The sequence below is a fragment of the Deinococcus sp. Leaf326 genome, from assembly GCF_001424185.1.
Taxonomy (GTDB): Bacteria; Deinococcota; Deinococci; order Deinococcales; family Deinococcaceae; genus Deinococcus.
This window is the reverse complement of record NZ_LMOM01000001.1, coordinates 375340-391058: the sequence shown is the minus strand read 5'-3', so window position 1 is coordinate 391058 and position 15719 is coordinate 375340. Positions and strand designations below refer to the sequence as shown.

General features: G+C 68.3%; 13 protein-coding genes. 8 read left to right on the top strand and 5 right to left on the bottom strand.

Annotation, left to right across the window (positions count from 1 at the left end; genetic code table 11):
- Positions 1-10: 10 nt before the first annotated feature.
- Complete coding sequence (locus tag ASF71_RS25500; protein ID WP_255354692.1) at positions 11-136, bottom strand: hypothetical protein; 126 nt, start codon at positions 134-136, stop codon at positions 11-13.
- Positions 137-161: 25 nt separating this feature from the next.
- The gene (locus tag ASF71_RS01960) at positions 162-731 is read right to left on the bottom strand and encodes a YtxH domain-containing protein (protein ID WP_200939647.1); all 570 of its coding nucleotides are present in this window, start codon (positions 729-731) and stop codon (positions 162-164) included.
- 596 nt (positions 732-1327) lie between these two features.
- Between ASF71_RS01960 and ASF71_RS01955 the strand changes: the two genes are divergently transcribed.
- Positions 1328-2020 carry a hypothetical protein gene (locus ASF71_RS01955; protein WP_056293985.1) on the top strand — a complete coding sequence of 231 codons (693 nt, stop codon included), beginning with the start codon at positions 1328-1330 and terminating at the stop codon, positions 2018-2020.
- 116 nt (positions 2021-2136) lie between these two features.
- Positions 2137-2928 (top strand): nitroreductase family protein, encoded by a 792-nt coding sequence (locus ASF71_RS01950; protein ID WP_056295112.1) that lies wholly within the window; start codon positions 2137-2139, stop codon positions 2926-2928.
- A 35-nt stretch (positions 2929-2963) separates the two neighbouring features.
- Here ASF71_RS01950 and polA read toward each other — a convergent pair whose 3' ends face one another.
- On the bottom strand, positions 2964-5795 hold the full coding sequence (polA, locus tag ASF71_RS01945; protein WP_235514085.1) for a DNA polymerase I: 2832 nt from the start codon (positions 5793-5795) through the stop codon (positions 2964-2966).
- Positions 5796-5955: 160 nt separating this feature from the next.
- A complete protein-coding gene (locus ASF71_RS01940; RefSeq protein WP_056293981.1) occupies positions 5956-6471 on the bottom strand; it encodes a hypothetical protein in 516 nt (171 codons plus the stop codon).
- A 152-nt stretch (positions 6472-6623) separates the two neighbouring features.
- Between ASF71_RS01940 and ASF71_RS01935 the strand changes: the two genes are divergently transcribed.
- From ASF71_RS01935 to trpD, 6 genes are all read left to right on the top strand, one after another.
- Positions 6624-7712 (top strand): branched-chain amino acid aminotransferase, encoded by a 1089-nt coding sequence (locus ASF71_RS01935; RefSeq protein ID WP_082505311.1) that lies wholly within the window; start codon positions 6624-6626, stop codon positions 7710-7712.
- A gap of 122 nt (positions 7713-7834) precedes the next feature.
- Positions 7835-9727, top strand: coding sequence for a 1,4-alpha-glucan branching enzyme (locus tag ASF71_RS01930; RefSeq protein ID WP_056293978.1), 1893 nt, complete (start codon positions 7835-7837; stop codon positions 9725-9727).
- Positions 9724-9996, top strand: coding sequence for a hypothetical protein (locus tag ASF71_RS01925; protein ID WP_056293975.1), 273 nt, complete (start codon positions 9724-9726; stop codon positions 9994-9996). Before ASF71_RS01930 ends, ASF71_RS01925 begins: the two co-directional genes overlap by 4 nt.
- Before the next feature lie 224 nt (positions 9997-10220).
- Entirely contained in the window at positions 10221-11675 is a 1455-nt protein-coding gene (trpE, locus tag ASF71_RS01920) for an anthranilate synthase component I (protein ID WP_056293972.1), read from the top strand.
- A 53-nt stretch (positions 11676-11728) separates the two neighbouring features.
- Positions 11729-12367, top strand: coding sequence for an aminodeoxychorismate/anthranilate synthase component II (locus tag ASF71_RS01915; RefSeq protein WP_056293969.1), 639 nt, complete (start codon positions 11729-11731; stop codon positions 12365-12367).
- On the top strand, positions 12364-13377 hold the full coding sequence (gene trpD / locus ASF71_RS01910; protein ID WP_056293966.1) for an anthranilate phosphoribosyltransferase: 1014 nt from the start codon (positions 12364-12366) through the stop codon (positions 13375-13377). The genes ASF71_RS01915 and trpD overlap by 4 nt, the downstream gene beginning before the upstream one ends.
- Positions 13378-13419: 42 nt before the next feature.
- Here trpD and ASF71_RS01905 read toward each other — a convergent pair whose 3' ends face one another.
- Positions 13420-15669: an ATP-dependent helicase gene (locus ASF71_RS01905; protein WP_056293963.1), complete on the bottom strand. Its 2250-nt coding sequence runs from the start codon at positions 15667-15669 to the stop codon at positions 13420-13422.
- Positions 15670-15719: the final 50 nt, after the last annotated feature.

Here is a 15719-nt window from a genome sequence, read left to right as displayed (position 1 = left end):
GTTCCGGGGGTCAGTACAGGCCGAGCTGCACGATGTCCAGGTAATCCAGGCCCAGGAGAAGGCCGGCCAGGAGGACGAGGGCAACGATGAACCACAGCCAGGCGGAGTTGCTTTTCGGTTTGTTCAGACGGGTCATGACAGACTCCTTGGAGTGAAAGAGATCACGGGCGGCGCAGGTCGTTGCGGGCGTCATCGGCCGCGCGCTGGGCGTCGCGTTTGAGATCGTGGGCCCCGTCTGTGGCCTGGTCTTTCAGGTCGCGCAACTTATCGTCTGCCTGATCCGCCGCCTTCTCGCCCGCCCGCCGCAGTTCCTGGCCCGCGTCCCGCAGCGCTGCGCTGGGATCTTCCCCCTTCAGCACGTCCTGCGCCGCATCCTTCGCCGCGTCTCCGGCCCGCGCCAGGTTCCCTTCGATCCCTGGAATGAACCCCTTCACCACGTCCTGTACCCGGTCGCGGAAGCCCGGACTACTCCGGTACAGCGCGTAGGCTCCGCCGGCCAGCAGAATCAGTCCCCAGGGAAACCCGCCCCCGGAGCGTTCATGCCGGAGGCGCTCGACCTGCGCTTCAAGGCGGTGCAGGTCCTTCTGCTGCCGGGCGATCGTGGCGGCGAGGCTGGCCTGGGTCTTGAGCGCGCCCTTGGCAGCCCCGACCGTCAGTCGGGGCTGGAGGTGGTGCTGGGCCTGGTGAACGCTGTCCTGAAGGTCGTGCAACTGCTCGCCGAGCTGGCTCATCTTGCGCTCTCCTGTGGGCTGAATAGGGGTTAAAACTGTATGAGCTGGAGGTTTGGACGACGGGACGACCGATCTACCGGAGGTCTGGTGGGCAACCGCGTTGAACGGTGATTACCGTTTCCACGCCACCCGGCTGCAATACCTGATGGGCATGGGAACTGATGTTCTGGGACGGTGGTCAGAAGTGACTGACCGCTGTTCCAGAGTGGGGTCGGAGCGCGGCCCGACCTTGAGAGCTAGATAAAGCACGTTCATCGGACGGGGTCTTTCAACGTCGAATAAAGAAGCTAAGGTTCATCGGAGCTTCATCTCGGAAGGCAGTCTCCCGGCCTGCACTGGCCCCTGGGTGCTCAATTTGGCGGCGGGTCGCCGTTCCCAGCCTGCACCGAACAGCAGCGGCAAGCCGTGAAGGGCCGTCCGGGTCACCTGCTACCCTGGGTGAGTCGTGGGTTTATGGTCCGCCGACCGAATGCTGCCGAACGCGGGGCTGTCTTGGCCGGGGGTTCATGACTCCATCTCCATGCTGGCGGGGCCGCCCACGAGGCCAGATCACCCACCCCGACCACCAAGTCTCCCTGTGAAAAGGACAATCTGCTTTGAATACCCTCCCCTCCCTCCTCGCGCTGCAACAGCTCCGCGAAACCGGTCCCCTCGGTCAGAACCTGATCGTCGCCGCCCGCCGACACGTCGGAGCCGCCGGTCTGGAACAGGCGGCCTGTCTGGAACGGCTGCTGCGCGTCTGCCACGAGCAGGCGGCCGTATCCACAGCGCTGCGTTCTCTGGCCTGGGCGCTGGGCCGCATGCAGGACGGTCAGGACGAACCGGCCCGCCTCGTCCTCATCGCTTCGGTCAATGCCCAGCTGACACTGGCGACCGAGATGGAAGACGTCCTGGCCGACGCCCTGAAAAACATCACGGCCACGCCGGTGGTCTTCGTGAGTGCGGCAGCCCTCCAGAAGATCGAGCAGGACGCCAAGGGGCAGCTCAACACGCTCAGGTCGCTGTTCGCCGAGGCCAGGCGGTACGGCCGCACCCCGGAACAGCAGAGGGAATTCGAGCGCCTGGGCGCGGGCATGGAGGAGTCCTTGCACCGTGCCGAGGCGGCGGAGGCGGCCGGCCGGGCCGAGACGCTGGGAGTCATCATCGCCGAGGCGATTGCTCAGCTCACCCAGTTGGGACAGCCGCCGACTCCGGCCCTCATCGAGACGCTGGACAGGGTCGTAGCGGAGCTGCGCCGTCAGGCTGCCCAGCGGGTGTCCCCGGACCTCCCTGCCGGAGACAGAGCCTGAACCGCCGCGCGCGGCATTGACCGGTTCTTGAGGAAGGCGAGACCCTGCGTCAACAATCCGGAGGGAGGCGGGCTTTTCCCGCCGTGTCCCGTAGCCGCCGCTCTATGCTGCGCCGCATGACTTCTCCCGACCTCCGCCGCCTCAGTGCCGATCAGGTGCGCGCCTATTTCGACGGTCACCGCACGGTGCGCCAGTACGTGACCCAGGAGGACGGCTCGCCCCTGCGCCTCAGTGCCGATCACCTCGACGCCGTGCTGCACGCCGCGCAGCGTGCTCCGACCGACGCGACGGCGCAGCTCTATTCCGTCGTTCACCTCGTCTCGCCGCAGGTGAGGGCGGAGGCGGCCCGGATGACCACCAATCCCCACGTCGCTACGGCCTCCGAGGCCTTCGTGCTGTGCGCCGACGTGCGCCGGTTGGCCCGGACCCTGGAGGCGGGCGGCGCTCAAAGCGGCCATTGGCCCGCCGTGGCCGTGCATTTCGGTATCGGGGACGCGGTGCTCGCGGGCCAGAATCTCCTGACCGCCGCCGAGATGCTGGGCTACCAGGGCTGCTGGATCGGCGGCGTGCTCAACGACCTCGACGGCCTGATCGACCTGCTCGCGCTGCCCCAGGGCGTGCTGCCCTTTGCCGCGCTGACCATCGGCCAGGCGGCCGAGCAGCCCCCCCTGCGCCCGCGTGTGCCCCGGCCCTTGGTCGTGCACACCGACGCCTACCGCGACGCCACACACGAAGAGCTGCGGGAGGCCGTGGAGGTCATGAATCCCATCGCCGCCCGCCGGGATGAACCCGGCGACTGGGCGCGGTTGCTGCGCGCCTACTTCGCCCCCGGCGGCGGCATGGAGAAACGCGAGCCGGCACTGGAGGCGGCTATGAAGCGCCAGGGGCTGTGGGCCGCAGAGGCCTGAACAGGGGGAGAGGGGGCCTTCTCGTCCCCCAGTCCTCACTTCGTGTCGTACCAGTTCGGCCCGGTGCCGACTTCGACCGCCAGCGGCACGCTGAGGCTCGCAGCGCCTTCCATGACCTCACGGGTCACACGGGCGACCTCGTCGGCGCGGTCCTTGGGCGCCTCGATCAGCAGTTCGTCGTGTACTTGAAGCAGCAGGCGGGCGCCCAGAGCGTCGAGTCTCTCGTCGAGCCGGATCATGGCGTACTTGATGATGTCGGCGGCCGTGCCCTGAATCGGCATGTTGTAAGCCAGCCGCTCGCCCGCCTCGCGCAGCGTACGGTTGGTAGCAGTCAGCTCGGGTACGTAGCGCCGGCGGCCGTAGAGCGTCTCGACGTAGCCGTGCGTGCGCCCGAAGTCCAGCGTCCTGTCGATGTACCCCCGGATGCCCGGATAGGTGGAGAAGTACGTCTCGATGAAGCCCGACGCCTCGGCGAAGGGAATGGCGAGGTCGTTGCTCAGGCGGTGGGCACTCATGCCGTACAGCACACCGAAATTGACCGTCTTGGCGGCGCGGCGTTGCCCCGGGGTCACGGTGGCCTCGTCGAGCCCCAGCACCTGCGAGGCGGTGCGGCGGTGGATGTCCGCACCCTCCTGGAAGGCCTGCTGCATGAGCTTGTCGTCGGCGATGTGGGCCAACAGCCGCAGCTCGATCTGCGAATAGTCGGCGCTGACGAGCACGAAGCCGTCCTCGGCGATGAACCCCTTGCGGATCTCACGGCCCACGTCCGAGCGGATGGGAATGTTCTGGAGGTTCGGGTTCAGGCTGCTCAGGCGGCCGGTCGCCACCGCCGTCTGGGCGAAGGTGGTGTGCAGCCGCCCGGTCGCCGGGTTGACGAGATTGGGCAGAGGGTCGAGGTAGGTGCCGCGCAGCTTGTCGAGTTCGCGGAATTCCAGCACGAGCGGAATGATGGGGTGTTCGTCCCGCAGCGGTTCGAGCGCCGCGACCGCCGTGCTGCGCTGCCCGGTGAGTTTGGTCTTCTTTTTACTTGCCAATCCCAGCGTGTCGTACAGCACCGTTTCGAGCTGCTTGGGGCTGCGGGTCTGGAAGGGGCCGCCCGCCAGCTCGTGGATCTGGCCTTCGAGCGTCTCCAGGCGCGCCGCCGCCGACCCCGCCAGTCCGCGCAGGAAGTCACTGTCGAGCCGCACGCCGCGCACCTCCATACGCGCTAGCACGGCCGAGAGCGGCTGCTCCATGGTCGTGTAGAGGTCCAGTCGCCGCTCGTCGAGTTGGCCCGGCAGCAGCTCCAGCAGCCGCGCCGTCATGGCCGCGCGTCCGGCGGCGTCCTGCGGCCAGCCCTCGCCCAGGTACCGCTGCGCCGTCACCGGCATGTTGGTGTTGGCCGGGTCCAGCAGGTAGGCGTGCAGCAGGGGATCGTCGCCCGGTTCGGTCACCTGACCGCGCACACTCAGGTGGGTGGCCAGCGCCTTGGCCGCCGCCGCCGTCACGGTGGGCTGCCCGGCGAACTCGGCTTCGTCCACGGTCGCCGGGTACTGCTGGCGCAGCTTCTCGGCCCGTTTCTCGGCGTCGCGCACGCTCTTCTCGGCGGCTTTCTGCTGCGTCTTGGTCAGCGGTTTGTCGCTCTGGGTCAACTCGCCGAACAGCGGTGCGGGGTCGGCCACCGCCAGCGCGGCCCACTCGTCGGGCTCGTTGGCCGGAGCCTCGCGCACCACGCCGCCGCCCTGCGCTGCCTCGAAGGTCGCCGCCGCTGTCAGGGCCGCCGTTAGGTCGTCCTCGCGCGACAGGACGTAGCCCCATACCACGCCCGGCTTCGGTGTACGCCAGGCCTCCATGCGCGGGGTTTCGGCCGGGGGCCTGGGAAACTCGGCCTCGCCGGGGGCGTCGCCCTCTGGCCGTGCCGCCGCGTCGCGGTCGTGAACGGCGTCGGGCAACGCCGATTCCACGCCGTCCAGCGCCGCGATGTCGCGCTTGACCGTGTGCAGCTCCAGCTCGTCGAGCAGCTCGCTCAGCCGTGCCGGATCGCCGGGGAGGCGGCCCACGCCCAGCTCGACCTTCAGTGGGAGGTCCGTGACCATACACGACAGTTCGTGGCTGAATGTCACGTCCTTCTCAGAGGCCAGAAGCTTCTGGCGCGTACCGTCGGGCTTCAGGCTCCCGGCGTGCGCGGCGCTGTAGATGCCCTCCAGGGTGCCGTATTCCTGCAGCAGTTTGGCCGCTGTCTTGGGACCGATCCCCTTGGCGCCGGGGATGTTGTCGCTGGCGTCACCGGTCAGGGCGCGGTAGTCGACCCACTGCCGCACGCTCACGCCGTACTTTTCCAGGACCTGCGCCGGCCCGATGAGCGAGAAGTCGTTGGCGATCACCTTGACGTGGTCGTCGAGAAGCTGATAGGCGTCGCGGTCGCTCGTCACGATGCGCACCTGCATTCCCGTGCCCTCGGCCATGCGGGTCAGGGTGGCGATCACGTCGTCGGCCTCGTACCCCGGCTCCTCCAGGCGCGGCAGACCCAGGGCGTCCACCACGGCCCGGATGCGGTTGATCTGCTTGGGCAGGTCGGTGGGCGTCTCGGCGCGGCCCGACTTGTAGCCCTCGTACTGCTCGTGCCGGAAGGTTCCCCCCGGCGGGTCGAACACCACGATGACCTGGTTGCTGCGCTGGCGCATCAGGCGCAGGGTCTGACGCAAAAAGCCGACGATGGCGTTGGTCGACTCGCCCCGGCTGTTGTTGAGGGGAGGAACGGCGAAATATGAGCGGAAGGCCAGGGCGTGGCCGTCGATCAGGACCAGCGTATCGGGGGCCGGGCGCGGGTCCGCCGCCGGGGTGTCTGACCGGTCGGGACCGGACGGGTCTGGGGAGCCGGAAGTCATAGCCCGATTCTACGGCGGCCCAGAGCACGCCTCCGGAAGCGGAAAGACGACATGAGGCTCCCGCCTAGGCCGCCTCACCGCGCGGATATTCCCTGGGGGCCGCAGGCCTGCCTGTGCCGGTCCGGACAGCGCGGCTGCACGTCCGGACCGGCGGGCGCGCTCAGCGGACGCTGACGCGGATGAAGCAGTTGGCGCTCTTGCCGCCCGCGAGGTCGGGCAGCTGCCAACGCAGCGCCTTGTACTCGCTGGGGGGCACGACGACTTCCTTCTTCACGCTCTGGCCGTTCTCGGTGACCGTGACGGTCTTTTTCAGGGGAGCCTGCGCGAAGGTCTTGCCGTCGGCGCTGAACAGCGTGGTCACGCCGGTCACGTTGCACTGCGCGGTCTGGAAGGTGGTCGCCGGGTCCACGTTCATGTTCAGCGCGAGGCCCCGGATCAGGCCGGTGCTCACGTTGTCCACCTTCTGGTTGAGCTGGAGGACGTTGCCGGGGCGCGCGCTGCCGGCTTCGGTCAGGCGCTCGGTGACCTTGCCGTCAACCGTGACCTGGGTGACGAGCTGGTTCGAGGCCGTGACGCGCACGGGGCTGGTCTGCGCTGCGGGCGTCTGGGCGGCGGCGAACTGGGCGGCGCCCAGCAGCATGGGAAGCAGGGTCAGGCGGGCGAAGGTCGTCTTCATGACTCCAGGGTACGCAGGCGATGTGACGAGATCCTGAATTTTTGCTTTCTCTACCTTCCCCCGCCGGGGGAGGGCCGGGTGGGGTCGGCGGCGCGGGACACGGGCGGCCGTGAACTCGTCACGCACGCGGCCCCGCACTTAGAATCGGGCCTATGGACGTAAAGCATCTCGGCGCCGCGCAGGCCCCCGACCCCGTACAGGCCCGGCAGCAGGCCGACATCGACTGGAACGAACTCGGCTTCAGCTACATCCGCACCGACCTGCGCTACCTCGCCCACTGGCGTGGCGGTGAGTGGCAGGCGGGTACGCTGACCGAGGACAACACGCTGCACATCGCCGAGGGCAGCACCGCGCTGCACTACGGCCAGCAGTGTTTCGAGGGCCTCAAGGCCTACCGCTCCGCCGACGGCAGCATCAACCTGTTCCGCCCCGACCAGAACGCCGCGCGTATGGCCCGCTCCTGCGCCCGCCTGCTGATGCCCGAAGTTCCCGAGGAGATGTTCATCGAGGCGTGCAGGCAGGTCGTGGCGGCCAACGAGCGCTTCATTCCGCCGCACGGCACCGGGGGCGCACTGTACCTGCGGCCCTTCGTGATCGGGGTAGGGGACAACATCGGCGTGCGCACCGCCCCCGAATTCATCTTCAGCGTGTTCTGCGTGCCGGTCGGGCCGTATTTCAAGGGCGGGCTGACCCCGCACAACTTCATCACCTCGCAGTACGACCGCGCCGCGCCCAACGGCACTGGGGCCGCCAAAGTGGGGGGCAACTACGCCGCGAGCCTCCTGCCCGGCGCTCAGGCCAAGGCCGCGCAGGAAGGCGGGCGTCATTTCGCCGACGTGATCTACCTCGATCCCTCGACCCACACCAAGATCGAGGAGGTCGGGGCCGCCAACTTCTTCGCCATCACCACGGACGGCCGGAAGTTCGTGACCCCCAAGTCCCCCAGCATCCTGGAGAGCATCACCAAGTACAGCCTGCTGCACCTTGCCGAACACCGCCTGGGTCTGGAGGTCGAGGAAGGCGACGTGGCCATCAATGATCTCGGGCGTTTCGGCGAGGCGGGTGCGTGTGGGACGGCGGCGGTGATTACCCCCATCGGGGGGATCCAGCACGGCGACGAGTTCCATGTCTTCCACAGCGAAACGGAGGTCGGCCCGGTCACGCGCCGCCTCTACGACGAACTCGTGGGTATCCAGTTTGGAGAGCGGGAAGCGCCCGAGGGCTGGATCGTCAAGGTCTGATTTCCGGCGCGTAGCAGGCCCGCCGACCCCGCACGCTCCGCCGTCTGGACAGCGCCCTTAGACAGTTTTCACCTCCGCAGGCGTGGAGGGCGGGCGCGGGCAGGGGCCGGTACACTCCGGGTATGACACTGCCTCTTCCTCTCGATCACGGTCACCTGCAACAGCTCGTGACGGCCGATCTCGTCCGGCCCGACCACCTGCTCGGCGCGCACCCGACCACCGAGAACGGGGTGGAGGGGGTGCGCTTCGCCGTGTGGGCGCCCAATGCCCGGTACGTGAGCGTGGTGGGCGACTTCAACGGCTGGAACGGGTTCGACAACGTCATGGAGCGCCTGGACTTCGGGTTCTGGGGGGCCTTCGTGCCGGCCGCGCGCCACGGTCAGCGCTACAAGTTCCGCGTGACCGGAGCGGACGGCCGCACGGTGGACAAGGCCGACCCCTACGGTAGCTTCTTCGAGACGCGGCCCAATACGAGCAGCATCGTCTGGGACCAGCCCTTCGACTGGACCGACGCGGCCTGGATGGAGAAGCGCTCGCAGGGCTTTGCGGAGGCCGTGAGCATCTACGAATGCCACGCGCCCTCGTGGCAGCAGCGCGACGACGGCTGGTTCCTGAACTACCGCGACCTCGCGCACCGCCTCGGCGAGTACGTGACCTACATGGGCTACACCCACGTCGAACTGCTGGGCGTCATGGAGCACCCGTTCGACGGGTCATGGGGCTATCAGGTCACGGGCTACTACGCCCCGACGAGCCGCATGGGCAACCCTGAGGATTTCAAGTACCTCGTGGACCACCTGCACGGCCTGGGGATCGGTGTGCTCGTGGACTGGGTGCCCGGCCACTTCCCGACCGACGAGTTCGCGCTCGCCAACTTCGACGGCTCACCGCTGTACGAATACGCGGACCCGCGCAAGGGCTTCCACTTCGACTGGAACACTTACATCTTCGACTACGGCCGCAACGAGGTCGTGATGTTCCTGATCGGTTCGGCCCTCAAGTGGCTTCAGGACTTCCACGTGGACGGTCTGCGGGTGGACGCTGTCGCCTCGATGCTGTATCTCGACTTCTCGCGCACCGACTGGGTGCCGAACGTTCACGGCGGGCGCGAGAACCTCGAGGCCATTGCCTTTCTCAAGCGCCTGAACGAGGCCGCGCACCACATGGCCCCCGGCTGCATGATGGTCGCCGAGGAGAGCACGGCCTTCCCCGGCGTGACCTCCCCGACCCCGTTTGGTCTGGGCTTCGACTACAAGTGGGCGATGGGCTGGATGAACGATACGCTGGCCTACTTCGAGGAAGATCCGCTGTACCGCAAGTACGATCACCACAAGTTGACCTTCTTCAACGCGTACCGCACGACCGAGAACTTCATGCTGGCAATCAGCCACGATGAGGTGGTCCACCTCAAGGAGTCGGCGGTCATGAAGATGCCCGGCGACTGGTACATGAAGCGTGCCGGCTACCGCGCCTTCCTGGCGACGATGTGGAGCACGCCCGGCAAGAAGCTGCTGTTCATGGGTCAGGAGTTCGCCCAGAGCACCGAATGGAACTACGCCGAGTCGCTGCCCTGGTTCATGGCCGATCAGCCCGACCACCGCGGCGTGATGAACCTCGTTCGGCGCCTGAACGCCCTGTACCGTGAGCGCCCCGACTGGCACAAGGGCGACCTGGAGGACGAGGGGATGCTGTGGGTGGCCGCCGACGACACGGACACCAGCGTGTACGCCTATGTGCGCCGCGACCCCAGGGGTAGTGCGTGGAGCCTGATCGTCGCCAACCTGACCCCGGTGTACCGCGAGGCCTACCCCGTCGGTGTGCCGCAGGCGGGCGAGTACAACCTGCTGCTCTCGACCGACGACTTGGAGTTCGGCGGCTTCGGGACCGTGCAGGGCGACCTGACGGCGACGGACGAAGGCTGGCAGGGCCAGACGGGCCTGCTGAGGCTGAATCTGCCGCCCCACGGCGTCCTGGTTCTAGAACCGGCTGCGACCGTCTTGAGTGAGGAACGTTGACCAGCCCAGGGCCGAGGGGCCGCCCCGACCCCGCCACCATGCTCAGCCTCGGGCTGTTGGTGGTGCTGGCCTTGCTGCTGCTGTGGCCGCTCGTCAGTGGGGGGCCGCCGCCCAGTCCGTATCTCGTGGTGGGGCTGCTGGTCGTGCGGTTGGGGCTGCAACTGTGGCGCGCCCGCACTGACGAGCGCCTGCGCCGGCCGGGCAGCTGGGCGCTGGACCTCATCCTGATCGGGCTGCTGTTCTATGCCGCCAGTGGGCAGCCGGCGTAGGCGGCCCGCTTGAGCCGCGCCGCGCCCCGCGCTATGCTCGCGCCATGACCGTGAACGCCGCGTGGTGGTGGCCCAGCTTCGCCTGGGATTGACCGCTGTCGTTGCATGACCGGACCGCGCGCCCAGGTGGAGTTTTCCACCGGGCGCTTTTTTTCTGCCTGTTCTCTGCTCCTGATCTGTCCTCCCGCTCAGCAGCGTCCCCGCACGCCCCCCCAGGAGTCCGTATGACCCATCCCGAGCCTGCCGCCCCCGCCCAGCTTCCCCAGGCCATCGCCGTCCGCGAACTCAACGCCGATCTCGACACGCCCGTCACCGCGTACCTGAAAGTGGCGCAGGGCGAGGACGTCTCCTTCCTACTCGAAAGTGTGGAGGCGGGCGAGAAGCTGGGCCGCTACTCGTTCATCGGGGTGGGGGCGCAGGGACGGTTCGTGTACCGTGCGGGCGAGGCGCGCAGCAGCGGCGTGTTCGGGGACTTCGCCGGCCCCGAGGCCGACCCCCTGGCGCGGCTGTACGCCGTCACGAACCGCCGCGTGCCGCTGCCCCCCGGCCTGCCCGCCTTCGTGGGGGGTGCGGTGGGCTACGCGTCCTACGACATCGTCCGCGCCTACGAGAAGTTGCCCGACGCCAACCCCGACGAGCTGGACGTGCCCGACGCGCTGTTCATCGCGCCGCGCGGCATGGTGGTGTACGACCACCTCAAGCACCGTCTGATCGCCGTGGCGACCGCTGCCACACAGCAGAGCGCCGACATAGAGGTCGAGGCCCTGAGCGCGCGGCTGCGCGGCCCGCTGCCTGGGGACGTGCCGGGCCGCACGCCGACCGCCGCGCCGCAGTTTTCCAGCAACCACACCCCGGAGGCCTACATGGACGTGGTGCGCCGGGGTCTGGAGTACATCCGCGCCGGGGACATCTTCCAGTTCGTGCCGTCGCAGCGCTTCAGCGCCGACCTGGGCGACCTCCATCCCTTCGCGCTGTACCGGGCGCTGCGCCGCGTGAACCCCAGTCCGTACCTGGGCTACCTCCAGCTGGGGGACGCGCAGGAGGGCGGCGTGACGCTGGTGGCGAGCAGTCCCGAGAGCCTGCTGCGCAGCGACGGCCACACGGTCATCACCAAGCCGATTGCCGGGACCCGTCCGCGCGGCGCGACCCAGGAGGCCGACGACGCCCTGGCGGCCGAGCTGCTCGCCGATGAGAAGGAGCGCGCCGAGCACCTCATGCTGGTCGACCTGGGCCGCAACGACCTGGGCCGCGTGAGCCGTTTCGGATCGGTACGGGTCGAGAACGCCTTTTCCATCGAGCGCTACAGCCACGTCATGCACATCGTCTCGGGCGTGACGGGCGAGCTGCGCGAAGGCCAGACGCCGCTGCACGCCCTGGCCTCGGTGCTGCCGATGGGCACCGTGTCGGGGGCGCCCAAGATCCGCGCGATGGAGATCATCGACGAGATGGAGCCGGTGCGCCGGGGGCCGTACGGGGGCAGTTTCGGCTACATCGCCTTCGACGGCAGCATGGACATGGCCCTGACCCTGCGGACCATGGTCATCGCCCGGGGCCGCGTGCACATCCAGGCTGGGGCGGGTGTGGTGGCCGACAGCGATCCGGCCGCCGAGGAGCAGGAAACGCGGAGCAAGGCCGCCGCGCTCATGCGGGCGGTCGAGCTGGCGGCGGGGGGGCTGTGACCGCTCAGCGCCCTGTCCCCAGCTTGCCTCCCCACCCTTCAGGAGACCCTGCCATGACTGCATCCCCATCCGTCCCAGAGCTTCAGCCCCAGGCCCTGCGCCTGTTGCTGATCGACAACTACGATTCCTTCACCTACAACCTCGTGCAGTATTTCGGCGAACTGGGCTGCGAGCTGACGGTCTGGCGCAACGACGGCTTCACACTGGACGAGGCGCGCGCCCTGAATCCCGACGCCATCGTGGTGTCACCCGGTCCCTGCACCCCGGCCGAGGCGGGCCTGAGCGTGGGGGTCATCCGCGAACTGGGACCGCAGTACCCGACGCTGGGCGTGTGCCTGGGCCACCAGAGCATCGGCGAGGCCTTCGGCGCGCGGGTGGGCCGCGCCGCGCAACCGGTCCACGGCAAGACCAGCCCGGTGCGTCACGGCGGCCAGGGCCTCTTCGCCGGATTGGCTGATGGTGTGACCGTCACCCGTTACCACTCGCTCGTCGTGCGCGACCTGCCCCCAGAGCTGGAGGCGACGGCCTGGACCACCGACCCCGAAGAGGAGATCGTGATGGCGCTGCGCCACCGCGAGCACCCCATCTATGGCGTGCAGTTCCATCCTGAGAGCATCGCCACCGAGGGCGGCATGGACATGTTGCGCAACTTTCTGGAGATCGTGCGGCAGCGTCAGGCGGCCCACGCATGATCCACGCCCGACTGATGGCCGGTGAAATTCTCTCGCAGGAGGACGCGGCGGCATTCATGCGCGACGTGATGTCGGGCGAACTGAGCGGCGTGCGCCTCGCGGCGGCGCTGGCGGCCCTGCGGGTGCGCGGCGAGACGCCGGGCGAGATCGCGGGGTTCGCCCAGGCCATGCGCGAGAACGCCGTGCAGGTGCGGGTGCAGCCCCGCGACGTGCTGCTGGACGTGGTGGGCACCGGGGGTGACGGCGCGCACACCTTCAACATCAGCACGACGACCGCCTTCGTGCTGGCCGGCGCCGGGGTGCCGGTCGCCAAGCACGGCAACCGCGCCGCGAGCAGCCGCTCAGGCAGCGCCGACGTCCTCGAAGCCCTGGGCGTGAATCTCGACGCACCGCCAGAAGTCGTGGTGGATGCGATCGACACCCTGGGTGTGGGCTTCATGTTCGCGCGCAACTACCACCCGGCCCTGCGGCACGCGGCGGCGGTGCGGTCGGACCTCGCGGCCCGTACCGTGTTCAACATCCTGGGGCCGCTCTCCAACCCGGCCGGGGCGACACACCTGGTCGTCGGGGTGTTCAGCCCAGCCCTCACGCGCGTCATGGCCGAGGTGTTGCGGCTGCTGGGCGCCAAGGGCGCGACCGTGGTCAACGGCGACGGTCTCGACGAGTTCACGGTGAGCGGCGTGAACACTGTCTCGGGCCTGCGCGACGGCGTGGTCGTGGACCGCACCCTGCACCCCGAGGAGGTCGGCGTGGGCCTGCATCCCAAAGAGGCCATCGTGGGCGGCACACCCGCTGAGAATGCCGGGATTACCCGCGCCCTGCTCACGGGCGGCGGCACCCCCGCGCAGCGCGACATCGTGGCCCTGAACGCCGGGGCGGGCCTGCGCACCGCCGGGCGCGTGGGCAGCATCCGCGAGGGCGTCGAGCAGGCCCGCGAGGTCATGGGGGCGGGCGCGGGCTGGGACGCTCTGCAACGCTACGCGGCCTTCACGCAGCGCGGCCGGCGGTAGACAGGGCGGGGAAGACCGGAAACGCCAGCTTCCTAGCCCCGCCTACACCTTGCTGAGATTGGCGAACTTCACGAGCAGCTTCTTCGTGCCCGCACTCGGAAAATGCACCGTGACCTCCTGGCGATCGCCCACGCCCGACACCGCGAGCACCTGTCCCTCGCCGAACTTGGGGTGGCTGACCTTCTCGCCGCCCCGGTAGGCCATGTCGGCGGTGAGGGGGCTGGTGTTCTTGACCGGGCTGCTGTAGCCCCCACCTGCGCCCGTCGTCGGGACCGTTGGGCGATAGGTCTTCCAGCTCTTGGCGCGGTACTCGACGTTCTGGCCGTAGGCGTCGATGGTGTCGAACTCGCCGCCGATCTCCTCGAGAAAGCGGCTGTCCTCGGCGGCGTTCGTCTTGCCGAACTGCATGCGGTTCTCGGCTGCCGTCAGGAACAGCCTCTCCATCGCCCGCGTGATGCCCACGTAGAACAGCCGCCGTTCCTCCTCAATGGCGCCCGGCCCCTCGGTCAGGGCGCCCCGGCTGGGCAGCAGGCCTTCTTCGGTTCCCACGATGAACACCACCGGGAACTCCAGGCCCTTGGCGTTGTGCAGGGTCATGAGGGTGACGGCGTCCTCGGGCACGTCCCGGTTCTCCTTTTTCGTGCGCATGTCGTCCACGCTCGACAGCAGGGCCGCGTCGTCGAGAAAGTCGTGGACGCCGCCCTCGTTCTCGCGCGACCATTCCTCAGCCGCGTTCACGAGTTCGTCGAGGTTCTCCATGCGTATCTGCCCCTCCTGCCCCTCCTGGCGCAGCAGGTCCAGATACCCGCTCGTCTCGATCACGAAACGGAAGAACGGTGCGGGTTCGTAGTTCTCGGCCGCTTCACTCATGGCGCTCAGCAGGGCGGCGAACTCGACCGGCTTCTGGGCGCCGCGGTCCAGGATGTTGTCCTCTACGGCGCGGGCACAGGCTTCCAGCAGCGTCTTGCCGTGCGTCTGGGCCCAGGCCATCATTTTTTCCAGCGCCGTGTCTCCGATGCCGCGCTTGGGCCGCCCGATGATGCGGCGCAGGGCCACGTCGTCGGCCGGATTGATCGCCAGCCGGGCGTAGGCCAGGATATCCCGGATCTCGCGGCGATCGTAGAAGCCCACGCCGCCCACGATCTTGGCCGCGATGCCGCCTCGGCGCAGCGATTCCTCGATCACGCGCGACTGGGCGTTGGTGCGGTACAGCACGGCCATCTCGGTCAGGGGGCGGTCCTCTCCGTGCAGACGCGTGATCCACTGCGCCACGAAATCGCCCTCGGCGCGGTGGTCGGTCGCGCGGTGAAAGGCGACCGGCGCGCCCGCGTCCTTCACCGGCTTGAGGGTCTTGTCCAGGCGCTCGGTGTTGTTCTCGATGAGCTTGTTGGCGATCTTCAGGACGCTGGCGCTCGAGCGGTAATTGTGCTCCAGCATGTAGACCTTGGCGTCGGGGTAGTCCTTCTGGAAGTCGAGGATGTTCTGGATGTCGGCGCCGCGAAATTTGTAGATCGACTGGTCGGGGTCGCCCACGACCAGCAGGTTGCGGTCGCGCGAGGCGAGCAGTCGCGTGAGTTCGTACTGCGCCTTGTTGGTGTCCTGGTACTCGTCCACGTGGATGAACCTTGCGCGGTTCTGCACCTTGTCGAGCACGCCCGGCACCTCGCGGAACAGCCGCACCGTCTCGGTGATCAGGTCGCCAAAATCGATGGCGTTCTGGCTGCGTTTGCGCGCCTCGTAGCGGCGGTACACCTCGGCTGCCACCTCGCGCGGCAGGCCCGAGATGTACGGATCGCCGCTGCGGGCGAGATCGTCGGGGGTCAGCAGGTTGCTCTTGGCGCGGTCCAAAATCCCGCGCAGGGTGCGGGGGGTAGTGTCTGGCCCGACCCCAGGAATGCTTCCCATGATCTCCTTGAGGATGTCGGACTGGTCGTCGTCGTCATAGATCACGAACCCGCGCTTCAAACCGATGTGCTCGCCGTAGGCCCGCAGGATGCGTACGCCCGCGCTATGGAAGGTGCTCATCCACAGGTCACCCGCGCCGGGCACGAGATGGCTGGCCCGCTCGCGCATCTCGGCTGCTGCCTTGTTGGTAAAGGTCACGGCCAGGATCTCGCCGGGCTGCACGCCGTACTGCTCGATGAGGTGCGCGATGCGGTAGATCAGCGTGCGCGTCTTGCCGCTGCCCGCGCCCGCGATCACGAGCGCGGGGCCGGTGAAGTGGTCGGCGGCCTGCGCCTGCGTTTCGTTGAGCTGCGAGAGCAGCGGGGAACCTGAGGGCGCGGAAGTCATCAGATGAGTGTATCAGAGTCTATTCTGTTCAGGGCGTAAAGCTGGAAGCT